The 25,027-nt window shown below is 53.5% G+C and carries 25 protein-coding genes and 1 tRNA gene; 7 read left to right on the top strand and 19 right to left on the bottom strand.

What is annotated here, in order from left to right; all coding sequences use genetic code 11:
- Positions 1–36: 36 nt before the first annotated feature.
- From glp to AB1F12_RS09135, 5 genes are read right to left on the bottom strand one after another with little or no spacing between them, the layout of a single operon-like run.
- Entirely contained in the window at positions 37–1,209 is a 1,173-nt protein-coding gene (glp, locus tag AB1F12_RS09155) for a gephyrin-like molybdotransferase Glp (RefSeq protein WP_368183662.1), read from the bottom strand.
- Positions 1,206–1,682, bottom strand: coding sequence for a cyclic pyranopterin monophosphate synthase MoaC (gene moaC / locus AB1F12_RS09150; protein ID WP_368183661.1), 477 nt, complete (start codon positions 1,680–1,682; stop codon positions 1,206–1,208). Before moaC ends, glp begins: the two co-directional genes overlap by 4 nt.
- Positions 1,682–2,494 carry an indole-3-glycerol phosphate synthase TrpC gene (gene trpC, locus AB1F12_RS09145; protein WP_368183658.1) on the bottom strand — a complete coding sequence of 271 codons (813 nt, stop codon included), beginning with the start codon at positions 2,492–2,494 and terminating at the stop codon, positions 1,682–1,684. The genes moaC and trpC overlap by 1 nt, the downstream gene beginning before the upstream one ends.
- Positions 2,491–3,510 carry an anthranilate phosphoribosyltransferase gene (gene trpD, locus AB1F12_RS09140; RefSeq protein ID WP_368183657.1) on the bottom strand — a complete coding sequence of 340 codons (1,020 nt, stop codon included), beginning with the start codon at positions 3,508–3,510 and terminating at the stop codon, positions 2,491–2,493. Before trpD ends, trpC begins: the two co-directional genes overlap by 4 nt.
- Positions 3,507–4,088, bottom strand: coding sequence for an aminodeoxychorismate/anthranilate synthase component II (locus AB1F12_RS09135; RefSeq protein ID WP_368183654.1), 582 nt, complete (start codon positions 4,086–4,088; stop codon positions 3,507–3,509). The genes trpD and AB1F12_RS09135 overlap by 4 nt, the downstream gene beginning before the upstream one ends.
- Positions 4,089–4,299: 211 nt before the next feature.
- On the opposite strand from AB1F12_RS09135, the gene AB1F12_RS09130 reads away from it, so the two are divergent.
- Positions 4,300–5,763: a divergent polysaccharide deacetylase family protein gene (locus tag AB1F12_RS09130; protein WP_368183653.1), complete on the top strand. Its 1,464-nt coding sequence runs from the start codon at positions 4,300–4,302 to the stop codon at positions 5,761–5,763.
- Between the two features lie 127 nt (positions 5,764–5,890).
- Here AB1F12_RS09130 and AB1F12_RS09125 read toward each other — a convergent pair whose 3' ends face one another.
- Together AB1F12_RS09125 and AB1F12_RS09120 are read right to left on the bottom strand one after the other, a co-directional pair.
- Positions 5,891–6,298, bottom strand: coding sequence for a VOC family protein (locus AB1F12_RS09125; protein ID WP_368183651.1), 408 nt, complete (start codon positions 6,296–6,298; stop codon positions 5,891–5,893).
- Positions 6,298–6,678, bottom strand: a complete 381-nt coding sequence (locus AB1F12_RS09120; protein ID WP_368183650.1) for a VOC family protein — start codon at positions 6,676–6,678, stop codon at positions 6,298–6,300. The genes AB1F12_RS09125 and AB1F12_RS09120 overlap by 1 nt, the downstream gene beginning before the upstream one ends.
- A gap of 39 nt (positions 6,679–6,717) precedes the next feature.
- Here AB1F12_RS09120 and AB1F12_RS09115 point away from each other — a divergent pair, with 39 nt between their 5' ends.
- Positions 6,718–7,266 (top strand): winged helix-turn-helix transcriptional regulator, encoded by a 549-nt coding sequence (locus AB1F12_RS09115; protein ID WP_368183649.1) that lies wholly within the window; start codon positions 6,718–6,720, stop codon positions 7,264–7,266.
- Between the two features lie 110 nt (positions 7,267–7,376).
- On the opposite strand, the gene trpE is transcribed toward AB1F12_RS09115, so the two are convergent.
- The 6 genes from trpE to fabI all read right to left on the bottom strand — a co-directional run bounded on the left by trpE (position 7,377) and on the right by fabI (position 14,107).
- A complete protein-coding gene (gene trpE / locus AB1F12_RS09110; protein ID WP_368183646.1) occupies positions 7,377–8,882 on the bottom strand; it encodes an anthranilate synthase component I in 1,506 nt (501 codons plus the stop codon).
- Positions 8,879–10,714 (bottom strand): peptidyl-prolyl cis-trans isomerase, encoded by a 1,836-nt coding sequence (locus tag AB1F12_RS09105; protein ID WP_368183643.1) that lies wholly within the window; start codon positions 10,712–10,714, stop codon positions 8,879–8,881. Before AB1F12_RS09105 ends, trpE begins: the two co-directional genes overlap by 4 nt.
- A gap of 64 nt (positions 10,715–10,778) precedes the next feature.
- Positions 10,779–11,945 (bottom strand): aminotransferase, encoded by a 1,167-nt coding sequence (locus AB1F12_RS09100; RefSeq protein ID WP_368183642.1) that lies wholly within the window; start codon positions 11,943–11,945, stop codon positions 10,779–10,781.
- Positions 11,946–11,954: 9 nt separating this feature from the next.
- Entirely contained in the window at positions 11,955–12,461 is a 507-nt protein-coding gene (gene gpt / locus AB1F12_RS09095; protein ID WP_368183641.1) for a xanthine phosphoribosyltransferase, read from the bottom strand.
- An 8-nt stretch (positions 12,462–12,469) separates the two neighbouring features.
- Positions 12,470–13,081: a LysE family translocator gene (locus AB1F12_RS09090; RefSeq protein ID WP_368183640.1), complete on the bottom strand. Its 612-nt coding sequence runs from the start codon at positions 13,079–13,081 to the stop codon at positions 12,470–12,472.
- A 219-nt stretch (positions 13,082–13,300) separates the two neighbouring features.
- A complete protein-coding gene (gene fabI / locus AB1F12_RS09085) occupies positions 13,301–14,107 on the bottom strand; it encodes an enoyl-ACP reductase FabI (protein ID WP_368183638.1) in 807 nt (268 codons plus the stop codon).
- A 184-nt stretch (positions 14,108–14,291) separates the two neighbouring features.
- Between fabI and pdxH the strand changes: the two genes are divergently transcribed.
- The 4 genes from pdxH (at position 14,292) to AB1F12_RS09065 (ending at position 16,191) form a co-directional block, all read left to right on the top strand.
- Positions 14,292–14,897: a pyridoxamine 5'-phosphate oxidase gene (gene pdxH / locus AB1F12_RS09080; RefSeq protein WP_368183637.1), complete on the top strand. Its 606-nt coding sequence runs from the start codon at positions 14,292–14,294 to the stop codon at positions 14,895–14,897.
- 112 nt (positions 14,898–15,009) lie between these two features.
- Positions 15,010–15,558 carry a cold-shock protein gene (locus tag AB1F12_RS09075; protein WP_368183635.1) on the top strand — a complete coding sequence of 183 codons (549 nt, stop codon included), beginning with the start codon at positions 15,010–15,012 and terminating at the stop codon, positions 15,556–15,558.
- Positions 15,559–15,560: 2 nt separating this feature from the next.
- Positions 15,561–16,064, top strand: a complete 504-nt coding sequence (locus AB1F12_RS09070; protein ID WP_368183634.1) for a DUF192 domain-containing protein — start codon at positions 15,561–15,563, stop codon at positions 16,062–16,064.
- 50 nt (positions 16,065–16,114) lie between these two features.
- Positions 16,115–16,191: transfer RNA gene (locus AB1F12_RS09065), tRNA-Pro, on the top strand.
- A gap of 194 nt (positions 16,192–16,385) precedes the next feature.
- Here the strand turns inward: AB1F12_RS09065 and AB1F12_RS09060 are convergent.
- Positions 16,386–16,844 (bottom strand): hypothetical protein, encoded by a 459-nt coding sequence (locus AB1F12_RS09060; RefSeq protein WP_368183633.1) that lies wholly within the window; start codon positions 16,842–16,844, stop codon positions 16,386–16,388.
- Between the two features lie 554 nt (positions 16,845–17,398).
- Here AB1F12_RS09060 and AB1F12_RS09055 point away from each other — a divergent pair.
- On the top strand, positions 17,399–21,073 hold the full coding sequence (locus tag AB1F12_RS09055) for a vitamin B12-dependent ribonucleotide reductase (RefSeq protein WP_368183632.1): 3,675 nt from the start codon (positions 17,399–17,401) through the stop codon (positions 21,071–21,073).
- Between the two features lie 144 nt (positions 21,074–21,217).
- On the opposite strand, the gene AB1F12_RS09050 is transcribed toward AB1F12_RS09055, so the two are convergent.
- The 5 genes from AB1F12_RS09050 to AB1F12_RS09030 form a co-directional block, all read right to left on the bottom strand.
- Entirely contained in the window at positions 21,218–21,637 is a 420-nt protein-coding gene (locus AB1F12_RS09050) for a cupin domain-containing protein (RefSeq protein WP_368183629.1), read from the bottom strand.
- Positions 21,634–22,227: a GNAT family N-acetyltransferase gene (locus tag AB1F12_RS09045; protein WP_368183628.1), complete on the bottom strand. Its 594-nt coding sequence runs from the start codon at positions 22,225–22,227 to the stop codon at positions 21,634–21,636. The genes AB1F12_RS09050 and AB1F12_RS09045 overlap by 4 nt, the downstream gene beginning before the upstream one ends.
- Positions 22,227–23,501, bottom strand: coding sequence for a phosphopyruvate hydratase (eno, locus tag AB1F12_RS09040; protein ID WP_368183625.1), 1,275 nt, complete (start codon positions 23,499–23,501; stop codon positions 22,227–22,229). Before eno ends, AB1F12_RS09045 begins: the two co-directional genes overlap by 1 nt.
- A gap of 138 nt (positions 23,502–23,639) precedes the next feature.
- Complete coding sequence (locus AB1F12_RS09035) at positions 23,640–24,509, bottom strand: DMT family transporter (protein ID WP_368183624.1); 870 nt, start codon at positions 24,507–24,509, stop codon at positions 23,640–23,642.
- 92 nt (positions 24,510–24,601) lie between these two features.
- Positions 24,602–25,027 (bottom strand): Fur family transcriptional regulator, encoded by a 426-nt coding sequence (locus AB1F12_RS09030; RefSeq protein WP_368183622.1) that lies wholly within the window; start codon positions 25,025–25,027, stop codon positions 24,602–24,604.

The following is a 25,027-nucleotide window of genomic DNA, read 5'->3' as shown; positions in this document are numbered from 1 at the left end:
ATGTTCTTGTTTTGTGTCAAGTGGGCGCGGTTTGTTCTACAATTTGATAATCGAAACTGTGTCACCAATGTTGCGAGCGCTATCCAAAGGGGGGCGTTTAATCAGGCAATTTGCGTCTGACAAAACGTTCATCAATGAACTGTCCTGACGTGAAAAAACGCGCACGCCAGATGGGCTTTGATGTGCTCTCATGTAATGTTCCCGTAGACCGTTTTCCTGCAAGGGGGACAGTAGTTTAGCGGGTGTTGTTGATGCAGGTTCCTGACCTAGTCCCAGCATTTTTCGGATCAGTGGAAGCATAAAAATATGTCCACATACCATTGATGAAACGGGGTTGCCTGGCAGCCCGATCATCGCGCTGTTTCCCAATGTCCCAGCCATGAGGGGTTTGCCAGGGCGCATGGCAACTTTGTAAAATTTCTGCTGCATTCCCAAGGCTTTAGATATTGAGCCTACCAAATCATGATCGCCAACTGACGCGCCACCGATCGTCACAATCAAATCTGCGCTATTGGCCAAGTTTAACACTGATTTCAGTGAATTTTCATTGTCCCGGGCAATCGGAAGGATACGGGGGGACGCACCATTCAATTCCAATAAAGCATGTAATCCCAAGGCGTTGGAGGCAATTATTTGGTCATGATTTGGGGTCTCACCCGGTTGAACCAATTCGTCCCCGGTTGAGATAATCGCAACGTCCGGTTTTTTCGTCACCCAAACATCACTAACATTCATCGCGGCCAGCAACATTATGTCGGAAGATGTTAACAGCCGTGGGGCGTCGATGGTAAATCCAACTTTGAAATCAATGCCCAAATCACGGATGTTTTGGCCCTGATGTCCATTCGTGTTCAAAGTGATCTTGTCACCGCTTCGATCTACATCTTCTTGAATTATAACGCAATTTGCACCTTTGGGTACTGGTGCGCCTGTAAAAATACGAACGCATTCCATGGGACCAAGGGGCCCCGTATATTCGTGACCCGCCGCGGATTCCCCAACCACATTTAGTATGGTCTGCGCCTGCGCGTCATCAGCATTTAAGGCGTAGCCATCCATCGCAGATGATGCAAATGGCGGCTGATTTCGCAGGGCAATTGCCGGTTTGGCCAGAACCCGACCCGAGGCTTTTGACAATGGGACCAATTCTGGGTCCAAAACGCCGGCCAAGCTGAAAATATCATCCAATGCTTGCGAAACTGAAATCATGGCGCTTCATATTTTCCGGATTTTCCACCGTCTTTCAACGTAACTTTGATACCACCAATTTCCATGTCTTTTTGAACGGCTTTGACCATGTCAAAAACAGTTAGCAACGCCGTCGAAGTTGCTGTTAATGCTTCCATTTCTACGCCAGTTTGCCCAGACGTTTTGACGGTGCTGATCACGCGGATACCGGGTAAATCGTCGTCAGGTAACAGGTCAACCGTCACTTTGGTAATAGGAAGCGGATGGCATAATGGGATCAAATCGGCCGTTTTCTTTGCGGCCATAATTGCAGCCAACCGCGCCACGCCCAGCACATCGCCTTTTTTGGCGTCGCCGGATTTGATGATGGCCAATGTGTCGATGTTGGTTTTGATCCAACCCTCTGCCGTGGCGATGCGGTCAGTGACAGGTTTTTGCGACACATCAACCATATGCGCCTGACCTGATGCATCAAAATGTGTCAATCCTGTCATCACATTACCTGTGGTTTCAACGGGTTAGATAGCAAAGCTCTTGTAGCGGCCTCGACATCATCTTGCCGCATCAAGCTTTCGCCGATCAGGAAAGTTCGTGCACCGTAACGGGCCATGTCAGACAAATCGTCAGGTGTGAACAAGCCGCTTTCGCAGACGATTTGCCGATCACCGGGCACAAGGCGCGACAGCCGACGAGTTGTATCAAGAGTGGTCTCGAACGTATTGAGATTGCGGTTATTTATCCCCATGAGTGGGGATTTCAACATACAAGCACGCTCCAGCTCTGCTTCGTCATGCACTTCTAGCAGAACATCCATGTTCCACCCCAAGGCTGCGTCTTCTAGCTCGGCGGCTTGGCCATCTTCGACGGAGGCCAGAATGATCAGGATGCAATCAGCACCAAGCGCGCGCGCTTCGGCAACCTGGTACGGGTCATAGATGAAATCTTTGCGTAAAGCAGGCAGTGACGTGGCTTCGCGGGCTTGCATCAAAAATTCATCCGCCCCCTGAAAAGAGGGCGCATCTGTCAGGACAGACAGACAAGTTGCGCCGCCTTTTTCATAGGCGGTTGCCAATTCTGCCGGGTTAAAATCCACTCGGATCAACCCTTTAGATGGCGACGCTTTCTTTATTTCTGCGATCAACCCATAGCCATCACGCGCGGCGTCCTGCAAACGATTGGCAAAACCACGTGTTGGACTGGCCGCTTTGGCGGCGGCTTCAATTTCGGCCATCGGTTTTTGAGCTTTACACGCGGCAACATGTTCCAATTTATAGGCTTTGATTTTATCAAGTATCGTTGCGGTCATGCGGTCCCCGATGTGATGCGTGCCAGTGTTTCTATAGATGCAAGTGCCCAACCGGAATCGATGCTTTCTTCTGCGATTTCAACACCTTGCTTTAGGTCGTTTGCTTTGTCTGCCACCACCAGCGCGGCGGCGGCATTTAACAATACCGCATCGCGATAGGCGCCTTTGGTGCCGTTTAACAAGGCGCGAAAGGCAACACCGTTTTCGGCTGGGCTGCCCCCCAGAATGGCCGCCAAATGATGTGTCGGCAGGCCCGCATCCTCTGGATGGATTTCGAGCGATTGAATGCGGTCGTTTTCCAGCGCTGCGACAGAGGTTTTGCCAGTGATCGACATTTCATCTGTGCCATCAGCGCCATAAACCAACCAAGCCTTTTCGCTGCCCAGTGATTGCAGGGTTTCTGCCATCGGATGGATCAAATCCAGCGCAAATGCGCCGGTCAATTGCCGTTTCACTCCGGCGGGATTTGTCAATGGTCCCAATATGTTAAAGATCGTTTTGCATCCAAGTTCCTGACGGACCGGCATAACGTATTTCATCACGGGATGATGCATCGGGGCCATCATGAACCCAATGCCAGCCTCGGCCAGAGCGGCTTCTACGATGTCAGCGCCGACCATGACATCTACGCCCATTTGCGCCAATGCGTCAGCCGCCCCGGATTTGGAGCTGAGATTGCGGTTCCCGTGTTTGGCAACCGGCACACCCGCGCCCGCCACAACAAAGGCCGTGGCGGTGGAAATGTTCAATGTGCCGATGCCGTCACCGCCCGTGCCGACAATATCAATCGCACCCTCTGGCGCGGTCACCGGCACTGCTTTGGCGCGCATTGCGGCGGCGGCTGCGGAATATTCGGCCACGGATTCACCACGTGCGCGCATTGCCATCAGCAATCCGCCGATTTGCGCGGGGGTTGCCTGACCTTCGAACACAATTTCAAAGGCTTCTTGCGCTTGGGCCCGGCTAAGCGGGCCTTCGGAAGCGGCGTAAATGATCGGTTTTAGAGCATCACTCATGCGGGCACCTTCATCACGTTGAGGAAGTTTTGCAGCATCGCATGACCATGTTCGGACCGGATGCTTTCGGGATGGAACTGAACGCCATGCATGGGCAGGTCGCGATGTTGCAGCCCCATGATCAATCCATTGTCCAGCTCTGCTGTGATTTCCAGACAATCGGGCAGGGTGTCGCGATCAACCGTTAATGAATGATACCGCGTGGCCTGAAACGGGGATGGCAGCCCTGCAAACAGGCCTTTGCCTGTATGAGACACAGTGCCCATTTTGCCATGCACGATTTCATGGGCGCGGATAACGTTGCCGCCAAAGGCCTCTCCGATGGTTTGATGGCCCAGACAAACCCCCAAAAGCGGCGTTTTGGTTTCGGCGGCCGCATGGGTCAAAGCCAGACAAATCCCAGCTTGTGCCGGATCACAGGGGCCGGGGGACAGCACGATTCCGCTCGCGCCCATCGACATGGCCTCTTGGACGTCCAGCGCATCATTGCGCCGCACCACTACATCTGCACCCAATTCGCCCAGATAATGAACGAGATTATAGGTGAAACTGTCGTAATTATCGATCAAAAGCAGCATCTGCCTGGCCTGCCTTGCAAATTGGGGGCTACCACCTCGGGTGAAAGAGGCAGTATAGTTCGCACATACATGGGCCAGCAGACCGGGAAAGGTCAAGGTCCACAAGAACGTGAACAAGCGGGCAGGGAGCAGGATTGTGTTTAGGGGGCTATTAGGCGGCGTAGCGACGGGCGGCATCTTATCGGGTGTGGTCCTGTCAGTGGTATCATTGATGGCGGAACAACCCGCAGGCAGTACACCGCCAGAAACACCTTTGGTAAATGCACCGGAAACGGGCGCGATTTCGCAGGAAACATCTGTGCCGGAACCGATTGAGCGCGAAACGGACATCACCGATGTGGTCGCCACGCCCAATGTGAACACCCCACAGGCCAATGCCAGCGCCCCAATGGCGGATACAGATCCGGCCCAAATACCGGATGTCATCAGCATCGAGGGCAATCTGGAATCCCCGGAAACGGGTGTTTCCCCTGACATCGAAGCCCAAGCAGATGCGCCGGTTTTGCCGAATCCCCAATCCACCGCCCCGCAATTGCCCACAAACGAAGATGACCTGAGCATTTCGACCCTTCCCGCGCAGCCACAAGCCCCTGCAGCGCCGCTTGAAACCGATTTTGAGGTGACCGAGGTTGCCCCGCCCGATGAGCCAGCGGATGAACCGGTGATCGTCGCCCCAGACCTACCTGCTGACGATGTTGAAGCCGCGCAGGATGTGACACCGCCCGCCGCGGCCCCAGAGGAACAGCCGCAGGTCGTTGCCCAAGAGCAGGCTGCAGATCAGGCCCCAGATCAGGCCCCGGACCGGAATCAAGAAGAGGTTCAGGAACCGCGCCAGAACGCAAATGCCGGTGGCATCGAATCTGTTGTTGAAAATGGCGTGGTTGTTTTGCGCCCTGGAAACACGCCAGACACAGAACAAGATGAACCGGTACAAACCAGCGACGCTGAGGCTGATCCTGACGCTGATCCTGACGCCGAACAGGTCGTCATCATAGAAGACGGCCCCGCCTTGGTCATTCATGCGGCGGATGCTGGCACTGTGGATGGCAAACCGATGATGTCCGTCGTTTTGATGGATGATGGCCAAGTAGCAGAAGCCGTCACCGCATTGTCTACACTGCCGTTTCCGGTGACGATTGCCATTGATCCAACCCGCGATGGGGCTGAGGCCGCGATGCGGGCCTACCGCGACGCGGGCATGGAAGTCGCCGTGATTTCGAACCTGCCTGAACGGGCCTCTGCGTCCGATGTGGCGGTGAATTTTGAGGCCGCTTTTGCGACCTTGCCGGAAAGTGTCGCGTTGATCGATGTCGGAGAAGGCGGGCTGCCGTCTGACCAAGGGGCATTGCGTCAGGCAATGTCTGCATTGGCCGAAGATGGGCGCGGATTTGTGTCCATTTCACGGGGGCTGAACACTGCATTGCGCGAAGCCGAGAGGGTCGATGTGCCCTCGGTGATCGTCTATCGGGATTTGGACGGTGATGGTCAGGATGCGCGGGTCATTCGCCGGTTTTTGGACCAAGCAGCGTTTCGCACCCGTCAAGAAAGCGGTGTGGTATTGTTGGCGCGTGTACAGCCAGAAACCATTTCGGCGCTGATCCTGTGGGGCACGGCCAATCGTGCGGGGCAGGTGGCTTTGGTGCCGGTCTCTGCGATTTTGAACCCCGCAGAATAATCAATTAGCGATAGGCCGACCCTAGCACGTTTGTGGGCGGGTCGGCTTTGGGCGTGTTTTTGGGGGTCCAGCGGCCATCGCATCACTTGCACGAAACGGCCGCTAGATAGGTCAATAACCTGAATGGTCAGGGCAGATCATACAGCCCCAGAGCATTGCCATCCGGATCGCTAAACTCTGAAAATGTCACGACATTTGGCACTTCGATCGCTTCGCCCGATTGAAGGCCAACATCAGCGTGCTGGGTTTGGGTTTCCGCAATATCTTCGACCAGAAAACGGATAACCGTGCCCGATGTCTGTTGGTCATCGGTTTCAAAGATTTGCAACCACATCCCGGGCGCGGCTTTGAATTCGACGACCCCGGGGTAGGGTCTTAGAACCTCTACATCGCTGCCCAAAAGTTGCAGATACCATGCCTCTGCTTCGACAATAGAGGCGACAGGAACGCCGATTGTCACCTCTTGGAACGGTTCCGCCATAGCAAATCCCGAGGTTAAGCACAGCGCGCCAATGGTATGTTTCAAAAACCGCATTAATCAGCCACACCTGTTAAATCTTGGGCCAGCATCAGGGCATTGCCATCTGGATCATAAAATGTGGCCGTTTTGACCATGCCTTCGACAACATCGGTGTCGCCGTCGAATTTGACGTTAGCCTGTTCCAATTTTCCGCGGGCATCGTCCAGATCAGCGATGCCAAACACAGGCACGCAATTGCCGGGGACCGGTTTGGTATGTTCCCCCAGCCCAATTGTCACGCCGGGTGTGTTTGTTTGCAGCTCTGACCAGCCGGCTTCGTCCACGTGATACATGGTTTCAAAGCCTAACATGTTTTCATACCACGCAGCGCTCACGTGACGATCTTTGACCGACATCGCGATGTTGATTGTTTTATCCAAAGTAACAAGAGCCATGGGCTTTCCTTCTGTTTAAAAATATACTAACTATACTTTATGGACATTAAATCACTTGTCAACATCACTTCTCGGGCTTGGGCCATCCCAATTTTATCGAGCCTGCATTCAGGCGTCGTCGGGCGGCAGGCGACGTTGCTGACCGCGACGGGCGCCAGCAGGACGGCCTTCGCCCAGAGCGTGGATCACTTGATTAATATTGGGCTGTTGGAACGTAATCCGGGGCATGGCCACCCCTTGCGACCAGAGTTTCGCCTAACCCAGCTTGGAAAAGAGGCGGCCGCCATCGCTGACAAAGTGCAGCGCGTTTCAACAGAGGACGATCAGCGATTGTTGCGTAAAACATGGACGTTGCCGGTGCTAACCTCGCTGCAAACACCGTGCCATTTTAGTGATATCAAACGAAATCTGCATACGATCACCGATCGGGCATTGTCCCAATCGTTGAAATCGATGGAGGTCAAAGACTGGGTGCAACGCAGCGTGGATGAAACAGCGCGCCCGCCGCGATCAATTTATCGCGCAGTGAATACCGGTGGTGTGATTAGCCGAATCACCGGGCCCGAAATCAGCTTGTCCCGGCATTGATCCGACGATCAAAGGCATAGTGCATGTTCGGTCGGTCGCAATTGGATTTAGGACCGTAAATCAAAACAGAGACATCCAGCAAACACTAACTACCCTGTTCCAATGACCGATTAATTTCCAGTTTCGCGGAACCGTGTGGCATCTTTGGCCGCTTTGCGGATGGCGTTGGATTTATGCACGGTCTCTTGGTACTCAGCTTCGGGGTCACTGTCATAGACAACGCCGCCGCCTGCCTGAATGTAAAGTTTTTGGTTCTGGACAATGGCCGTGCGCAGGGCGATGCACATATCCATATCGCCATTGGCACTGAAATATCCCACACCTCCGCCATAAACGCCGCGCTTTTCAGGCTCTAATTCGTCGATGATTTCCATCGCGCGCACCTTGGGGGCGCCTGACACGGTACCAGCGGGCATGCCTGCGAAAAATGCGCTCAGGGCGTCTTGGTCTTCGGCCAATTCCCCGACGACATTGGACACGATATGCATGACGTGGCTGTAGCGTTCGATGATAAATTCTTCGGTGGGTTTGACCGTGCCAATTTTGGACACTTTGCCGGTGTCATTGCGGCCCAGATCCAGCAACATCAAATGTTCCGCCAGCTCTTTTTTGTCTGCCAGCAGATCTGCTTCCAGTGCTTTGTCTTCTTCTGGGGTGGCGCCACGGGGGCGTGTGCCCGCAATCGGGCGAATGGTTACTTCGCGACCAAAAACCCGCACCAGAATTTCTGGGCTGGCGCCGATAACCTGAAAGCCGCCAAAATTGAAATAGAACATAAACGGCGACGGGTTGGTGCGGCGTAACGACCGATAAAGCGCAAATGGCGGTTCGGCAAAGTCCTGGGTCCAACGCTGGGCTGGAACCACCTGAAAAATATCCCCCGCACGAATGTATTCTTTGGCCTTTTCAACGGCTTGCAGGTAACCTTGGTGGGTGAAATTCGAAACAGGTTCCGCGGGATCGTCGGTGCAATCAGACAGGGCGCGGGTATCAACCGGAACCGGACGTTCCAAGGCGCGTTGGGCATCCATGACCCGTTCGGCGGCCTGCGCATAGGCGGCCTTGGCCGATTGGCCAGATCCAGCCCAAGCAGGCGCCACCAGAATAACGTCCCCTTTGACGCCATCCAGCACGGCCACAACAGATGGGCGCAACATCAGCGCATCCGGCAATCCCAGCGGGTCTGGGTTTACGTTTGGCAGATGTTCAACCAATCTGATCGTGTCATATCCGAGATAACCAAACAGCCCTGCGGCGGCGGCCGGCAATCCATCGGGCAGATCGATTTTGCTTTCGGCCAGAACCGCGCGCAACGTCGTTAAGGGCGACCCTTCCATGTCCTGAAAGGCGGCGTCGTCAAATCTGGCAGACCGGTTGATCCGGCTGATTTCCCCGCGACATTCCCAGATCAAATCCGGGTTCATGCCGACAATCGAATAGCGCCCGCGCACTTCACCGCCGGTCACACTTTCTAATACAAACGCATCTTTGCCCGCACCGGACAATTTCAACATCAGGGAAACCGGCGTGTCCAAATCTGCAGCCAAACGGGTGTAAACAACCTGATTTTCGCCTGCTTCGTAGCCGCGTTTGAACGTCTCAAAATCTGTGATCATTGAAAGCTCGCATGCACAGCATTAATGGCGGCCTGATCCACATGAACATCTGTGTTGGATTGCAAGGCGTTCATGTAGATATCAAACAGGTCCTGCGCGATGCTGGCCGCTGTTTGATCCGAAATTTGCAGCGTTTCAGCGGCCACAGCGGCGTCATCTGATGCGGGCGGGCGGCTGGCATCAATGCGTGCGACGATGATCCCGTCAACGTCTTCGATGACAATCGCATCGCCGATCTCAGCTGCAAACACTTCGGTCAGGAAAGCACGCGGTGTGCCCCCGACAAAGGCGCGACGAGTCAGGTCCGTTTCGGCCGTCAGTGAAATGCCTTCTGGCGTTTCCCCAGCTTTCAGCGCTTCGGCCAAGTCATCGGCCTGGGTTTTCAGCGCAGTTTGAACCGCGGCCGCATTCCAAGCTTGGGTCAATTGATCGCGCACATCCTCCAGCGGGATCAGCTCGGGGGCGCGGATTTCATCCAAACGCAGGACAAAAACACCGCCATCCTCAAGTTCCATCAATTCAGGATATGCCCCAACTTCGGCAGCCTGCGCCGCGTCACGGAAGGCAGCATAAGCGGCAATCCCGGATTGCGACGTTTCTGTCCAGTCCAGATGTTCCAAAACCAAATCAGTGCGGCTTTGCAGATCCTCAAGCGTTGCACCGCCAGCCATCAAATCCTCAATACCGTCACGTGCAGATTCGATCACGCGAACAGCCCGGCCAGCGGCCAATTCGTTGCGCAGCTGGGGTGCGGCTTCTTCGAATGTGGTTTCCTGCGCGGATAGGATCGCATTCATACGGAACAGGGCAGGGCCGAAATTGGTGTCAAACGGGCCAACCACGTCACCGGGCTGAGCGGCAAAAATTGCCTCGCCTGCATCGCCCAATTCATCGATTGCCACATCCCCCATATCAACATCCGTCAGGGTCAGACCACGATCAATCACCAGCGCATCAAAGGTGCTTCCACCCACTTCGATTTGGGCAATGGCTTCGTCGGCGGTGGCTTGGTCAGGCATGACCAGACGTTCCACCAAACGGCGTTCGGCGCGCACGAAATCGGCAATGCGATCATCATACAGTTCACGCACGCTGGTTTCGTCGATTGTGACCTCTTCTAAAATCATGTCAGGGGTCAGCCAAGCATAAGTAAAGACGCGAATTTCTGCGCTCGTAAACAGGTCAGGATTGGCGTCGTAATAGGCGCTTAGTTCTTCTTCGGTTGGGGCGGGCAGGGTTTCTGTCAGGTCGGCTTCGGTGAGTTTAACCCAACCAAAATCCCGTTGTTCGCCCACAAATGTCGCCAGTGTTTTTGCATATAGATCAGAGGATGGAATGCCGCCGATCACTGCGCCTTGTAGCAATGTGCGGGCCATTTCGCGTCGCATTGTCGCTTCGAATTGCGCGGGTGTCAGGTCTTGGCGTTCCAGAATAAATTCATAGGCTGCGGGATCAAAATTCCCGTCCGAGCCTTGGAAAACATCGATCTGAACCAATTGATTGCGGATCAAGTCATCCCCAACCGACAGCCCCAATCGCGATGTTTCATTGTCCAGCGCGGCGGTTGACAACAACCGCTGTAACACGATCCGGTCCAGCCCAATCGCCTGAGCCTGAGGGAATGAAATCGGGGTGTTCGCCTGAGCCTCAAAGGCGCGGATTTCTTGGGTCAGCGCTGAAGCATATTCGTTCAGGCCAATTTCCTGATCACCAACAGTTCCAACAGATCGTATGGTGCCGCCGAAATTTGACGCGCCAAACCCCATCAACCCAACGAGCAGCAGCCCCATGATGATCCATACGCCAACTCTGCGTGCTTTGCTCTCAGCCATGATTGGGCCCCCGTCGGTTTCGTTATCCGCACCTGAATAGGGCGGTCAGACGAGGGGTGCAAGGCTAGAGGTTAAGCCCTGCCAGACGTGTGAACAATTCGGTGATGCCTGCGCGATCAACATTGGCAAATGCGATGCGAATTTGGCGTTTGCCATCCGCGTCACCATCAGGGGTAAACATGGTGCCGGGCAGCACCAGAATCCCGGCCTGTTTCACCAGTTCACGTGCCAAATCGTCCGAATCCATAGCAAAGGGATGTTCCAGATAGGCAAAATACGCCCCAAGCCCGCGCAGTTTCCAACCCTGTTGTTCCAGCGTTGGAAATCCTTCGGCAATTGCGGCGCGTCGGTCCAGAATTTCATCGCGTTCACCAGACACCCATGCGCCCAGGTTCTGCATGCCCCAAAGCGCTGCATATTGGCCAATTTGGTTTGGACAAATGGCAACCGTGTCCAAAAACTTTTCCGCTTCTTCCAGACGGGCAACACTGGATACCATCGCGCCGACGCGGTGACCGGTCAGGCGATAAGCCTTGGAAAAAGAATAAAGATGGATCAGCGTGTCTGCCCAATTGGGATCAGCAAACAAATCATGTGGCGCACCGGTACGGCTGTCAAAGTCGCGATAGGTTTCGTCCAAAATCAGAGCAATGCCACGGTCCTGACAAAGGTTATAAAACGCACGGACCAATTCAGCAGGATATTCAACGCCACAGGGGTTGTTTGGGGTGACCAAAGCAATCGCACGAGTGCGTGGTGTGATCAATTCGCCAGCGTATGCCGGATCAGGAAGCATATCTGGCCCGGTTTGAAGTGGCACCGTTTTCACACCTTGCATATCCAGCCACATACGGTGGTTGAAATAGTAGGGGATCGGCAGGATGACTTCGTCATCTTGGTCGCATAGCATTGAAATCGTTGCTGAAAATGCTTGATTGCAGCCAGATGTAATGCCGACCTGATCAGCCGTTATGGACCCTTGATAGGCGGCTGACCATTGCGTGGCCAATTCGGATTTCAACGCGGGCAGGCCCAATACGGGACCGTATAGATGCGCGTCCGGGACGTTGAGTGCCACATCCGCGATCGCCTGACGCAATTGCTGTGGCGGCGGGTCAACTGGTGCGGCTTGTGAGACGTTGATCAAGGGGCGATCGGAAAAATCCACTCCCTCCAGCCAACGGCGTGCTTCCATGACTGGGGGCAGAAATGTCGCTTTGGTCCGGCTCATATCGGGGCCTTAATCTTTGCCACGAAAGGGTTCGACATATTGCAGCGCCATATCCCAAGGAAAGAAAATCCACGTATCCTGGCTCACTCCGGTAATGAATGTATCAACCATCGGTTCGCCTTTGGGTTTTGCATAAACGGTGGCGAAATGTGCGTTTGGATAAAGCGACCGCACCAGTTCCAGCGTTTTGCCACTGTCCACCAGATCATCAATGACCAGAATACCGGTGCCATCGCCCATCATGTCTGGATCGGGGCTTTTCAACACTGCGGCCGAGGATTGGGCCTGATGATCATAGCTTTTGACACTGATTGTATCGACGGTGCGCACATCCAGTTCACGGGCAATGATCATCGCCGGTGCCATGCCGCCACGGGTGATGGCAACGATGGCTTTCCATGCGCCCCCTTCACCGGGGCCTTTGCCGTCCAGACGCCATGCCAAGGCGCGGGAATCACGATGCATCTGGTCCCAGCTGACATGGAAACCTTTTTCATGGGGCAAACGATCAGACATGGAACTTCCTATCCTAAAGCTATTTTCAGACCGAACAGCGCCAAAAGCGATCCAAAGGCGCGGTCAAGATGATGTTTGAGCGCGATATATCCACTGCGCGCGCGTGGCAAGGAAAAGACGCGACCAACGATGATGTACCATAAGGTTTCATTGAGGAAAATCACCAGAACCAGCAATGCCAAAGACGCCAAAGACGCATCCGTTGGCACCAACCCGACAAAAATCGCCCCGAAAAACACCGCCGCCTTGGGATTGCTGGCAAATGTTAAGAACCCAAATCGCAGTGCCGATAGCCACCCCCGGGGGGCGGCGCCGGATTTGAAATCAATCGGGTCTTTGGCATGGCGCCACATCATGAACGCGATGAAAAACAGAAAACCAGCGCCGATCAATTTCATCGCGAGGAACACTTGTGGGACAAGTTCAAACAGCACCGCCAAGCCCGCCAATGCCGCAGAGGCCCACAAAGCGGCCCCCAGCCCAAACCCAACGGCCAAACCGGTCGACGCCCAAAACCCATCGGTGATGGATGTGCGGATACACACAATAAACGAAGGTCCCGGACTAATCGCGGCGGCCAGATGAATTAGAGCGATAGAGATAAAAATGCTCGTGGCCATGGTGTGTTTCCTATGCAGATTTGACATAAACCATGCCGCGAATTGTATCGCCGTTCAAGACATTCGGCCAAACCGCATGCCCAACATCGATTTTTGAAATATTGATGTGATCGTCCGCGCGATAAATTGAAATAAAACAACGCGCTGCAACAGGTTGTTCACGCAATAAAAAACGGACGCAAGCGGTTTGCGTCCGTTCGTTTCAGAATATGACTGGTTTCAGAGCTTGTTCAGATCGGGCGCATCCACCGCCTTCATCCCAACCACGTGATATCCCGCATCCACATGCAGGTTTTCACCGGTCACACCACTGCCCAGATCAGACAGCAGATAAAGCGCGGAATTTCCGACCTCGTCGATGCTGACATTGCGGCGCAGCGGCGAGTTATATTCGTTCCATTTCAGGATGTACCGGAAATCGCCGATGCCGCTGGCTGCAAGGGTTTTGATGGGGCCGGCAGAAATCGCATTCACGCGAATCCCGTCTTTGCCCAGATCTTCGGCCAGATATTTGACTGACGCTTCCAATGCGGCTTTGGCCACGCCCATGACATTATAATGCGGCATAACCTGTTCGGCGCCATAATAGGTCAGGGTCAGCATCGAACCGCCGTCTTTCATCAGTTTTTCGGCGCGTTGCGCAACTGACGTAAAGGAATAGCAACTGATATCCATGGTCATCAGGAAGTTATCCCGACTAGTGTCCACATAGCGGCCGCGCAATTCGTTTTTGTCTGAAAAACCAATGGCATGAACGAGGAAATCAATCTGACCCCATTCTTTTTCAATCGCAGCAAAACAAGCGTCGACAGAATCGGGATCAGACACGTCACAGTCAAACAATTGCGACACGCCCAATTTATCTGCCATCGGCTCTACACGTTTCTTAAACGCTTCTCCCATATAGGAAAAAGCCATTTCGGCACCTGCGTCGCTCAGTGCTTTGGCAATGCCCCAAGCGATGGATTTTTCATTCGCAAGACCCATAATCAGGCCTTTTTTGCCCTGCATCAGGTTCGACGTCATTTTTCGTTCCTTCTGTCCTTTAGTGGACATTGCATATGTCCCCCATTTTGGGGTCCGGTGTAGGGGATTGATGTGTGTTCATCAAGTCATCGGATGCAGGGGCCGCCAGAAGGCTGTTCTTGACGATGGGATGATGAAGGCAGACGGTCGTGTGACGTATCAGTAATGTAAGAGAGATCGAGACATGAGTGACCGGACCGGAAAATTTGCGGGGGATGATCCATTCATCATCGCGCGCAACTGGCTGGAAGAGGCTGAAAAGTCTGAACCGAATGATCCCAATGCAATCGCATTGTCCACTGTGGATCAAGCCGGAATGCCCAATGCTAGAATGGTGTTGCTAAAAGAAATAGAGGCAGATGCCTTTGTTTTTTACACGAACTTTGAATCAGCAAAGGGTCAGGAACTGGCTCAATCGGGCAAAGCTGCCTTTGTGATGCATTGGAAATCTTTGCGTCGACAAGTGCGTGTGCGGGGGCTCATTTCGACTGTTGGGGACAAGCAGGCGGATGACTACTACAACTCTCGTTCTCTCAAAAGCCGGTTGGGGGCCTGGGCCTCGCAACAGTCGCAATCATTATCGTCGCGCATGACGTTGATGGCTGAGGTGGCAAAAGTAACGGCCCGTGAGGGGTCGCAACCTAAGCGCCCTCCTTTTTGGGGGGGATTCCGTATTACACCTATTGAGATAGAGTTCTGGGCAGATGGCGCCTTCCGGTTGCACGATCGCTTCCGGTGGTGTCGCAATTCTGCCGACGAGCCATGGAAAATTGACCGATTAAGCCCCTGAATTTCACGCTTCGTGAATGACAGGGCTTGTATTATTGGAAAAAATCCGATTTTCGGTAGGTCCACAGCGCAAAGACCACTTGGTGTATGGGGACACTCGGTGTAGGGGAAAAATGAACGAAGTATTACATGAAGAAGATGAGGGGCATGCCATCCTTGGGCAGGTCAAATGGTTCGATCCTGCAAAAGGGTTTGGTTTTGTCGTAGCCAGCGACGGTGGACCTGACATTTTGTTGCACGCGAACGTGCTGCGCAATTTTGGTCAAAGTTCTGTCGCTGACGGATCAGAGATTGAATTGCTGGTCCAGCAAACGGATCGCGGCATGCAAGCCATCGAAGTCTATGCGATCACACCGCCGTCAACACCACCGACGGCCGGGCTTTCGGACTTTGAGGCGTTTGACCCCGAAGAATTGGCCAATGCCCCCCTTGAACCCGCTCGGGTCAAATGGTTCGATAAGGCCAAGGGTTTTGGGTTTGCAAATATCTTTGGCTTTGATGCGGATGTGTTTATCCATATCGAAGTGTTGCGCCGGTCCGGGCTTGCGGATCTGCAACCGGGCGAAGCCGTTGGATTGCGGGTGGTCGAAGGCCGCCGGGGACGTATGGCGACCGAAATCCTGTCATGGGACATGGCTGCAAGAGAGTTAAGCGAGGAGTGACGATGCGGGCTGTTGTTTTGAGTGTGGGACTAAGTGTTCTGGCGCAATTTTCAACAGCACAAGAATCGCCCCCCAATCCGGCGCAGGCTTTGCCGGTTTGCGATATTGAACATGTAACGGTGCGCGGCGCGTTTGGCCGGGCCCGTTTTGCCATTGATTTGGCCGATGACGATCAGGAACGTTCCCAAGGATTGATGCATGTGGACCATATGCCGACCATGTCGGGCATGTTGTTCGTCTATGATGCACCGCGCCATGCCACGTTCTGGATGCGCAATACGCTGATTCCACTTGATATGATATTTGCCGATGCATCTGGACGCGTCACACATATTCACAACAACGCCATTCCGCTGGATGATACGGTCATTGATGGGGGCAGGGACGTGCAATACGTGCTTGAAATCAATGGAGGAATGTCATCTCGGCTTGGTATTTCGGTTGGGGATCGCCTGCATCATCCATCCGTAAAAACCTTAGATGAAGATTCCTGCACAGAAATGTAAATTTCTGCTTTTCAAACCCGTTTGTACCCCTTATGACCCCCTCATGGTTTCGGGGCGTAGCGCAGCCTGGTAGCGCATCTGTTTTGGGAACAGAGGGTCGGGAGTTCGAATCTCTCCGCCCCGACCATTTAACCGGATTTAGCCCACTCGGGTTACAGACCGGAAAGAAGAAAGCGCCCCTTGGGGCGCTTCTTTTGTTTCAGGCTTTGATTTTTACCTAGGTACCTATCAGCCCCATATATTTTTGGCATTTGTCGCTTGGTCTTTGTCACTTGGTCAGTGGCCCAAGTCATTCCTTAGGCCCCTGATCTGCAATGTCATTTACAATGGACGACCACCGGTCAATTCAAACAGCTCGTGTAGGTCCTGAGTGACCTCGCGATCTTCGAATCGCACCTTGGCAACTTGGCCGTTTGGATTTGGCACCCGCAAATACGTGTCCGCGGTAACAACATAGCCAGAGCTGGCCGGCTGAGAGATCAGCGACAGCACAAATTTCGGCAAATTGTCCACCGTGCCATTAAATTCCAGGATCGCCCCGGCCGTTGCATCCGGCTCCAGGTAGCTTTCGCAGCGAATTTCATTTGCATTTGGGCGGACCAATGTTTGACCGGGTTCACTACAAGAATAGCTCATGCCGGCGAATAATGCGGCCGGAAAGGTTTCATAATGGGCCTGTGGGGCGCCCGCTTGGACCGAAGCGGCCACTTCGACTGGGCTGGTTGCCACATCTACACAGCCGGAAACGGCCAGACCAAGGGCAAGAACGAAAAAACGCAAGGGAACCTCCAAAAAATTTTGAAACAAAGCTGACACAGTCTGGAGGCGAGGAAAAGCAAGAACCTTCAACCGGGATGATTCTCTCAAATTTGGTTAAACCTGTCCCTCAAGAGTTGCGGCTAAGCCGCCCCGTTTACAGATTATTTCGTTTTTGAGCCCGGATTAATGAGATGTGGTCTGAGATGTTAACACTCTGTGAATGCCTCTGTGGAGGAATCGGTGGAGGACCTGTTTGTGAAACGCGTCAACTCTATTATTGGCTCATATAGGGTAAAAAATTCGTTGACCCCCAAGGGATAGTTGCGCAATTTGTGCGGGCCGACGGGGACAACACTACATATTGTGTTACGGATTGGCACGGGACAGACAGCGAAGTCTTTAATCATAGTGTGAGTGACCCCAGAACGCGTGTTCTGAGGACAGGGACGTTTTGACCCCGTGTTTCTTTGTGAACGTATCATATGCGTGTTTTTGATGTCGGCGTTAGGGACCTTTGCTTGGGCAAAGACATAGCGGCAAACCTGACGATAAGTCAGGATGACAGGGGCACGACGATGAAAATCGAACGCAAATTCACCAAAGCTGGACAAGACGCATACGCAGATGTCGAATTTCGCAAAACGCGATCTGAGATTCGCAACCCGGATGGGTCGATTGTGTTCAAATTGGATGATTGCGACGTGCCCGCAGCCTGGAGCCAAGTTGCCAGCGATGTAATAGCGCAGAAATATTTCCGCCGCGCCGGTGTCCCAAGCAAGTTGGAAAAGATCAAAGAAGACGGCGTTCCTGAATTCCTGTGGCGCAGCAAACCTGCCAAAGGCGCCACCATGGGCGGCGAAATCTCGGCGCGTCAGGTGTTTAACCGTCTGGCGGGGGCCTGGGCCTATTGGGGTTGGAAAGGTGGCTATTTCAGCACCGAAGAAGACGCGCAGGCCTATTACGACGAAATGCGCAACATGCTGGCGACCCAGCGTGCCGCCCCAAACAGCCCGCAATGGTTTAACACCGGCCTACACTGGGCCTATGGCATCGATGGTCCATCCCAAGGTCACCATTATGTCGATCCGTTCACCAAAGAGCTGGTCGCTTCGAAATCTGCCTATGAACATCCCCAGCCGCATGCCTGTTTCATTCAATCGGTCAGCGATGATCTGGTAAATGACGGGGGCATCATGGATCTGTGGGTCCGTGAGGCACGTTTGTTTAAATATGGTTCCGGCACAGGCACCAACTTTTCATCCCTGCGTGCAGATGGCGAAGGTCTGTCCGGCGGTGGCAAATCATCTGGCCTGATGGGGTTTTTGAAAATCGGTGACCGGGCTGCCGGTTCGATCAAATCGGGCGGCACCACCCGTCGCGCCGCGAAAATGGTGATCGTCGATGCGGATCACCCAGATATCGAAGAATTTATCAACTGGAAGGTCGTCGAAGAGCAAAAGGTTGCCTCGATTGTGGCCGGTTCCAAGATGCACGAAGAAAAACTGAACCTTGTTTTTGAAGCGCTGAAAGCCTGGGACGGCAAAGAAGAAGATGCCTATGATCCCGCCAAAAACGACACACTGAAACAGGCGTTGCGCGCCGCCAAAAAGGTCGCAATCCCAGAGACTTATATCAAACGGGTTCTGGATTATGCGCGTCAGGGCTATACCAGCATCGAATTCCCGACATATGACACCGACTGGGATAGCGATGCTTATTCATCCGTGTCTGGGCAAAACTCAAACAACTCTATCCGCGTCACAGATGAATTCCTGAAAGCCGTCGAAACAGATGCGAATTGGAAGCTGATCAACCGCACCAATGGCGAAGTCAGCAAAATCATCAAAGCCCGCGATTTGTGGGAAAAAGTTGGCCATGCCGCTTGGGCCTGTGCTGATCCGGGCATTCAGTTCCATTCCACCGTCAATGCATGGCATACATGCCCGGTTGATGGTGAAATTCGTGGTTCAAACCCTTGTTCTGAATACATGTTCCTTGATGACACGGCTTGTAACCTTGCCTCGATGAACTTGCTGACATTCTTTGAAAACGGCGATTTCAACGTCGAAGATTACATGCACGCCACACGTCTGTGGACCGTGACATTGGAAATCTCGGTGATGATGGCGCAATTCCCATCACCCGCCATTGCGAAACGGTCCTATCAGTACCGCACATTGGGGCTGGGTTACGCCAATATCGGCGGTCTGTTGATGAATATGGGGCTGGGATATGACAGCGTCGAAGGTCGCGCATTGGGGGGCGCCCTGACGGCGATCATGTGTGGCGTGGCTTATGCGACCTCGGCTGAAATTGCGGGTGAAATTGGCGCGTTCGATCGGTTTGAAGCAAACCGCGACCACATGTTGCGCGTCATCAAAAACCACCGCAATGCTGCCTATGGCGCAACCGATGGCTATGATGGTCTGGACATCAAACCCGTGCCGCTGGATCACGCCAATTGCCCCGACAGCCGTTTGATCGATATCGCCATGTCCTGCTGGGACGAAGCGCTGGATCTGGGCGAAAAGCACGGATATCGCAACTCTCAGACCACTGTGATTGCCCCGACCGGCACCATCGGTCTGGTCATGGATTGCGACACAACCGGGATCGAGCCTGACTTTGCGCTGGTAAAGTTCAAGAAGCTTGCCGGGGGTGGTTATTTCAAAATCATCAACCAATCTGTGCCTGCAGCACTGGAAAAACTAGGCTACGGGTCCGCCCAAATCGAAGAAATCGTATCGTCTGCCGTGGGCCACGGCACATTGGGCAACGCGGCTGGGATCAACCACACGTCTTTGGTCGGGCACGGATTTGGCCAAGCGGAAATCGACAAGATCGAAGAAGCCCTGCCAAGCGCCTTTGACATCCGGTTTGTGTTCAACCAGTGGACCTTGGGCGAAGAGTTCTGCACCAAAACCCTTGGAATCCCGACAGAAAAGCTGATGGATCCAACATTTGACCTGCTGCGTCATCTGGGGTTCAGCAAGCAGGACATCGATGCGGCCAACGACCACGTTTGTGGCACCATGACCCTAGAAGGCGCGCCGCATCTGGATCCGAAACATTACCACGTCTTTGATTGTGCGAATGTTTGCGGCAAAAAAGGTAAGCGGTCCCTGTCTGTGGACAGCCACATCACCATGATGGCCGCCGCACAATCGTTCATCTCTGGTGCGATTTCAAAAACCATCAACATGCCAAACGAGGCCACAATCGAGGATTGCCAGAAAGCCTATGAGCTGAGCTGGTCCTTGGGTGTCAAAGCCAACGCGCTTTATCGGGATGGATCGAAATTGTCTCAGCCTTTGGCCTCGGCCTTGGTTGAGGATGATGACGAAGCCGCAGAAGTGCTGGAAACCGGAACACCGCAGGAAAAAGCGCATGTTCTGGCGGAAAAGATCGTCGAAAAGATCATCGTCAAAGAAATCCGGTCAACCGAGCGTGAAAAGATGCCGCAACGGCGTCGGGGTTACACCCAAAAGGCAAATGTTGGCGGGCACAAAGTGTATCTGCGTACCGGCGAATATGACGACGGGTCTTTGGGCGAAATCTTTATTGATATGCACAAAGAAGGCGCCGGTTTCCGCGCCATGATGAACAACTTTGCGATCGCCGTGTCGGTTGGCCTGCAATATGGCGTTCCGCTCGAAGAGTTCGTTGATGCGTTCACATTCACCAAATTTGAACCGGCCGGCATGGTTCAGGGCAACGATTCGATCAAAAACGCGACCTCGATTTTGGACTATATTTTCCGGGAATTGGCCGTGTCTTACTTGGATCGTACCGATCTGGCGCATGTCAAACCAGAAGGCGTGTCGTTTGACGATCTGGGCCGTGGTGAAGAAGAAGGCGTTCAGAACTTCTCAGAAGTGCCAGACAGCCGCGGCGCGAGCCCCCTCGAAGTGTTGAAGCAAATTTCATCGACCGGTTATTTGCGCAAACGCATGCCACAGGAATTGGTGGTGCTGCAGGGCGGTCAAAACGGGGCGGTTGCACTGAACGGTACGCAGGATCCGGTGGCGACATTGGAAACACTGGTGCCAGAAGTGACCACATCAACCACAACATCTGTCAGCACTTCCTCAATTGTGGCGACTGGCACGGCGTCGATTTCGGCCCGCGACAAGGCCAAAATGCAGGGCTATGAGGGGGATCCATGTGGCGAATGTGGCAATTACACTTTGGTGCGCAACGGCACCTGCATGAAATGTAATACCTGTGGCGGCACCTCTGGGTGTAGCTAACGGAACACGGGGCGAGTGCGCTCGCCCCGACGACGTTCAGGCCGCAGGCAAAAACCGAGCGGTAATCAATAAATGAGCCTGAACGGCGAGACTCAAATGGGGGCTACGGCCCCCATTTTTTTATTCCGAAATTTGCACAGTAAGTTAAGGGATATCAAAGCCTTCTGGCGCAAGCTTAAAGTGCTCAAACTGAAAGCCAGGTGTCACGGTGCAACTGACCAGGGTGTAATCCCCTGTGCTGCGCGCCGCTTGCCAATAATGTGGTGGAACCAGGCGTTGTGGCAATTGCCCAGCCGCAATATCCGGCCCAAGTAGGTCGTGTTGTGCGGGGCCAGATTCTGTTTTTGATGTCGATAAAATCAGGGGCGCTCCGGCATGGTAGAGCCACATTTCAGCCGCATCGACCATGTGCCAATGACTGCGTTCTGATCCACGTAAAAGGAAATAAATACAGGTGCCTATGGGGCGACCTTCAACCTCCTCACCCGCCCAAGTTTGGCGATAAAACCCACCTTCGGGGTGGGGTTCCAGTGATAGGGCCGCTATCAGGTCATCCGCAGTCATTTGATCAACGGGACATGCGGAGCCGTGTCTGTGGGAAGATGCCCGGAAACACGCGGATCAGGGCCAATTTCAATTTCGCGACGCGTGGCGATAAACCCAGCTTTGCGATAAAATTCTAACGCCTGAGGGCTGTCCAACGTGCAAGTATGCAGATGGAAGCGATTGATTTCTTTGGAAAATGCGATCTCAATCGCTTTGGCCATCAGCCAACGTCCCGCACCAGTCCCAATCAGTTTGCCGGTGAGCCCGAAAAATCCCAACTCACATTCGCCATCGACCCGAAAATCCAATTCAAGCAGGGCGAGGTCCACATCGTTCAGCTGGATCGTGTAAATCTCAACCAAAGGATTGGTGATGATCTGTTCCAGATCCACAGAGTCGATTTCTAGCCGAGACGACCACAACCAATGCGCGCCGATTTCTTTGAACAACGCGCGATACCAATCCAATGACGGGGATGTATGACGTACCAATTTCAGGTCTGTGCGACCTGACACATAGTGGTCCGCCGGTTTGTCACACATTTCCAAATGCGTGACGACCGACGCCAACATGCCCATTGGCACGTCATATAATCCGTCTTTGAGCATTACCGAAGGATCGAACGACCGGCATAAATCGCGGTCTCTTCTAGCATTTCTTCGATACGGATCAGTTGGTTATACTTTGCCAACCGGTCAGAACGGGCCAAAGAACCGGTTTTGATCTGACCACAATTGGTTGCAACAGCCAGATCGGCAATTGTTGCATCTTCGGTTTCACCAGACCGGTGCGACATGACGTTGGTCATACGTGCGCGGTGGGCCATTTCGACGGCTTGCAACGTTTCGGTCAATGTGCCGATTTGGTTCACTTTGACCAGCATTGAATTGGCGCTGCCGCGTTCGATCCCCATGGCCAGACGTTCTGGATTGGTCACAAACAGATCGTCGCCAACCAGCTGGACTTTGTCGCCAATTGTGTCGTTCAAGGCTTTCCAACCGTCCCAATCGTCTTCAGACATGCCGTCTTCGATGGAAATGATCGGATAGTCGTTCACCAACGCCTGTAAATAGGCAACGTTTTCATCTGACGACAATGTTTTGCCTTCGCCAGACAGAACATATTTGCCGTCCTTGTAATATTCGGTTGCCGCACAATCCAACGCCAGGTGGATGTCGTCGCCGGGTTTAAAGCCAGCTTTTTCGATGGATTTCAGAACAAAATCAAGCGCATCGCGGGTGGAGTTCAAGTTCGGAGCAAAGCCACCTTCGTCGCCGATCCCAGTTGACAGGCCCGCGGCGGACAATTCGCCTTTAAGGGTGTGAAACACTTCGGATCCCATGCGCACAGCTTCGGCGATGGAAGTTGCGGAAACGGGCATGATCATGAATTCTTGGATGTCGATCGGGTTATCCGCGTGTTCACCACCATTGATGATGTTCATCATGGGAACGGGCAGGGTGCGCGCAGATGTGCCACCGATGTAGCGGAACAATGGTTGCGCGGTAAAATCTGCGGCGGCTTTGGCGACGGCCATCGAAACGCCCAGAATGGCGTTGGCGCCAAGGCGGGCTTTGTTGTCGGTGCCGTCCAATTCGATCATCGCGCCATCAATGGCGACCTGTTCGGTCGCATCAAAGCCCAAAATCGCCTGCGCAATTTCATCGTTTACCGCTGACACGGCTTGCAAAACGCCTTTGCCTTTGTAGCGGGATTTGTCACCGTCACGTTTTTCAACCGCTTCATATGCGCCTGTGGACGCGCCAGATGGAACCGCAGCACGGCCCATTGTGCCGTCTTCGAGGGTCACATCGACCTCAACCGTCGGGTTGCCCCGGCTGTCTAGGATTTCGCGTGCGTGAATATCGATGATGGTGCTCATATTTAGGCCCTTCCGGTCGCTGTTAGCGCTAAAATTCGGTCGGCCACCGGATACAGGATATCGTGACGTAACGAAAGTGAATTATCTATGTCAGGCTATATCCAAGCGGTTTGAGCCTGAAAAGGGGCCGAACGGATGTTAGCGACGAAGCTTAAGCCGAGATTCGCGCGCAAACGTGTACAAACCTGACGAAACGATAATTGCGCCGCCGATATAGGTCCAGATGTCTGGTTCCTCACTAAAAATCAGGACTCCGATCAACAACCCAAACACCAAACGCGCATAACGAAAAGGCGCGATGGCGCTGGCTTCTGCGATACGGGTCGCCACCACGATGGTTAAATAGGCGATCAAGCCGGTGACAATGGCACAGGCGACCAGAAAAACACCCATTGGATCTGGCATGCGCATGGATTGATCCGACAATATTAACAAAACAACGCCGGCGGGCACCACCATAAAAAACGCCGATCCCGCCAGTTGCAGAGACGGGAAATGTGTCGGCACCCGCCGTGTGATCACGTCGCGCCCGGCCAATCCCAAAACGCCGATGACGGCATATAAATATTGCGGATCAAAGGTATCTTGGCCCGGCTGCACGATCAACAACATGCCAAACAGCCCGATGAACACCGCGCTCCAGCGTCTGTGCCCGACCTTTTCCTTTAGGAACAGGGCTGCGGCCAAAACCACAACCAACGGCGTGGCTTGCAAAATTGCGGTGGCAGAGGTCAATGGGATCGTTGCCAGCGCCGTCACAAACCCCATTGTGCCGATCATTTCTAACCCATTTCGAAGCATCAGCGTTGGATGCAGCAAATCGCGGGTCCAAAAGGCTTTGCCTTGGCGTGCCAATAGGCCCCAGAAAATGGCACCGCCACCAAGCCCAAGCAGGATCAGAATTTGCCCAACCGGCATTTGATCTGCCAGCAATTTAATGAACATGTCTTCGATGGCAAACCCAGCCATCGATCCAACCATCAACAGGCTGCCGCGGAAATTGTTCATGAAACGCCTTTCAAAACTCTTCAAACGGCATAGCCGGTTGCAGGGGGCTTGGAAAGCGGCCGAATGTACCTGTGGATTGTACCGGTTTTGGGCTAGGTGTCGTCCTGCGCAGATGGAATACGCACACCATAAAGTTCCAACCGATGCCCCTTTAATCGGTAGCCAAGTTTGGCGGCAATCTTTTCCTGAAGCGCCTCGATTTCGGGATCGACAAATTCAATGACCTTGCCGGTTTCCATATCAATGAGATGATCGTGATGGGCGCGATCCGCAGTTTCATACCGGGCGCGGCCATCGCCAAAATCCAGCTTTTCCAGAATGCCAGATTCCTCAAACAATTTCACAGTACGATACATCGTCGCGAGCGAAATGTTCGGGTCCACCTTGGCTGTGCGCGCATAAAGTTCCTCAACATCGGGGTGATCATGGGCCTCTTGCAACACGGCGGCAATCACGCGCCGCTGCCCCGTCATCCTAAGCCCTTTTGCTTGGCAACGTTCAAGGATGGTTTTTCCCAT

This window comes from Aestuariibius sp. HNIBRBA575, from assembly GCF_040932005.1.
GTDB lineage: Bacteria > Pseudomonadota > Alphaproteobacteria > Rhodobacterales > Rhodobacteraceae > CANLNM01.
This window is presented reverse-complemented; position numbering and strand designations above follow the sequence as displayed.

Excerpts from the sequence above, each read along its gene's own strand:
- glp (WP_368183662.1), bottom strand. The coding sequence starts at position 1,209 with ATGATTTCAGTTTCGCAAGCATTGGATGATATTTTCAGCTTGGCCGGC.
- moaC (WP_368183661.1), bottom strand. The coding sequence starts at position 1,682 with ATGACAGGATTGACACATTTTGATGCATCAGGTCAGGCGCATATGGTT.
- trpC (WP_368183658.1), bottom strand. The coding sequence starts at position 2,494 with ATGACCGCAACGATACTTGATAAAATCAAAGCCTATAAATTGGAACAT.
- trpD (WP_368183657.1), bottom strand. The coding sequence starts at position 3,510 with ATGAGTGATGCTCTAAAACCGATCATTTACGCCGCTTCCGAAGGCCCG.
- AB1F12_RS09135 (WP_368183654.1), bottom strand. The coding sequence starts at position 4,088 with ATGCTGCTTTTGATCGATAATTACGACAGTTTCACCTATAATCTCGTT.
- AB1F12_RS09130 (WP_368183653.1), top strand. The coding sequence starts at position 4,300 with ATGGCGGAACAACCCGCAGGCAGTACACCGCCAGAAACACCTTTGGTA.
- AB1F12_RS09125 (WP_368183651.1), bottom strand. The coding sequence starts at position 6,298 with ATGCGGTTTTTGAAACATACCATTGGCGCGCTGTGCTTAACCTCGGGA.
- AB1F12_RS09120 (WP_368183650.1), bottom strand. The coding sequence starts at position 6,678 with ATGGCTCTTGTTACTTTGGATAAAACAATCAACATCGCGATGTCGGTC.
- AB1F12_RS09115 (WP_368183649.1), top strand. The coding sequence starts at position 6,718 with ATGGACATTAAATCACTTGTCAACATCACTTCTCGGGCTTGGGCCATC.
- trpE (WP_368183646.1), bottom strand. The coding sequence starts at position 8,882 with ATGATCACAGATTTTGAGACGTTCAAACGCGGCTACGAAGCAGGCGAA.
- AB1F12_RS09105 (WP_368183643.1), bottom strand. The coding sequence starts at position 10,714 with ATGGCTGAGAGCAAAGCACGCAGAGTTGGCGTATGGATCATCATGGGG.
- AB1F12_RS09100 (WP_368183642.1), bottom strand. The coding sequence starts at position 11,945 with ATGAGCCGGACCAAAGCGACATTTCTGCCCCCAGTCATGGAAGCACGC.
- gpt (WP_368183641.1), bottom strand. The coding sequence starts at position 12,461 with ATGTCTGATCGTTTGCCCCATGAAAAAGGTTTCCATGTCAGCTGGGAC.
- AB1F12_RS09090 (WP_368183640.1), bottom strand. The coding sequence starts at position 13,081 with ATGGCCACGAGCATTTTTATCTCTATCGCTCTAATTCATCTGGCCGCC.
- fabI (WP_368183638.1), bottom strand. The coding sequence starts at position 14,107 with ATGACGTCGAACCTGATGCAGGGCAAAAAAGGCCTGATTATGGGTCTT.
- pdxH (WP_368183637.1), top strand. The coding sequence starts at position 14,292 with ATGAGTGACCGGACCGGAAAATTTGCGGGGGATGATCCATTCATCATC.
- AB1F12_RS09075 (WP_368183635.1), top strand. The coding sequence starts at position 15,010 with ATGAACGAAGTATTACATGAAGAAGATGAGGGGCATGCCATCCTTGGG.
- AB1F12_RS09070 (WP_368183634.1), top strand. The coding sequence starts at position 15,561 with ATGCGGGCTGTTGTTTTGAGTGTGGGACTAAGTGTTCTGGCGCAATTT.
- AB1F12_RS09055 (WP_368183632.1), top strand. The coding sequence starts at position 17,399 with ATGAAAATCGAACGCAAATTCACCAAAGCTGGACAAGACGCATACGCA.
- AB1F12_RS09050 (WP_368183629.1), bottom strand. The coding sequence starts at position 21,637 with ATGACTGCGGATGACCTGATAGCGGCCCTATCACTGGAACCCCACCCC.
- AB1F12_RS09045 (WP_368183628.1), bottom strand. The coding sequence starts at position 22,227 with ATGCTCAAAGACGGATTATATGACGTGCCAATGGGCATGTTGGCGTCG.
- eno (WP_368183625.1), bottom strand. The coding sequence starts at position 23,501 with ATGAGCACCATCATCGATATTCACGCACGCGAAATCCTAGACAGCCGG.
- AB1F12_RS09035 (WP_368183624.1), bottom strand. The coding sequence starts at position 24,509 with ATGAACAATTTCCGCGGCAGCCTGTTGATGGTTGGATCGATGGCTGGG.
- AB1F12_RS09030 (WP_368183622.1), bottom strand. The coding sequence starts at position 25,027 with ATGGGAAAAACCATCCTTGAACGTTGCCAAGCAAAAGGGCTTAGGATG.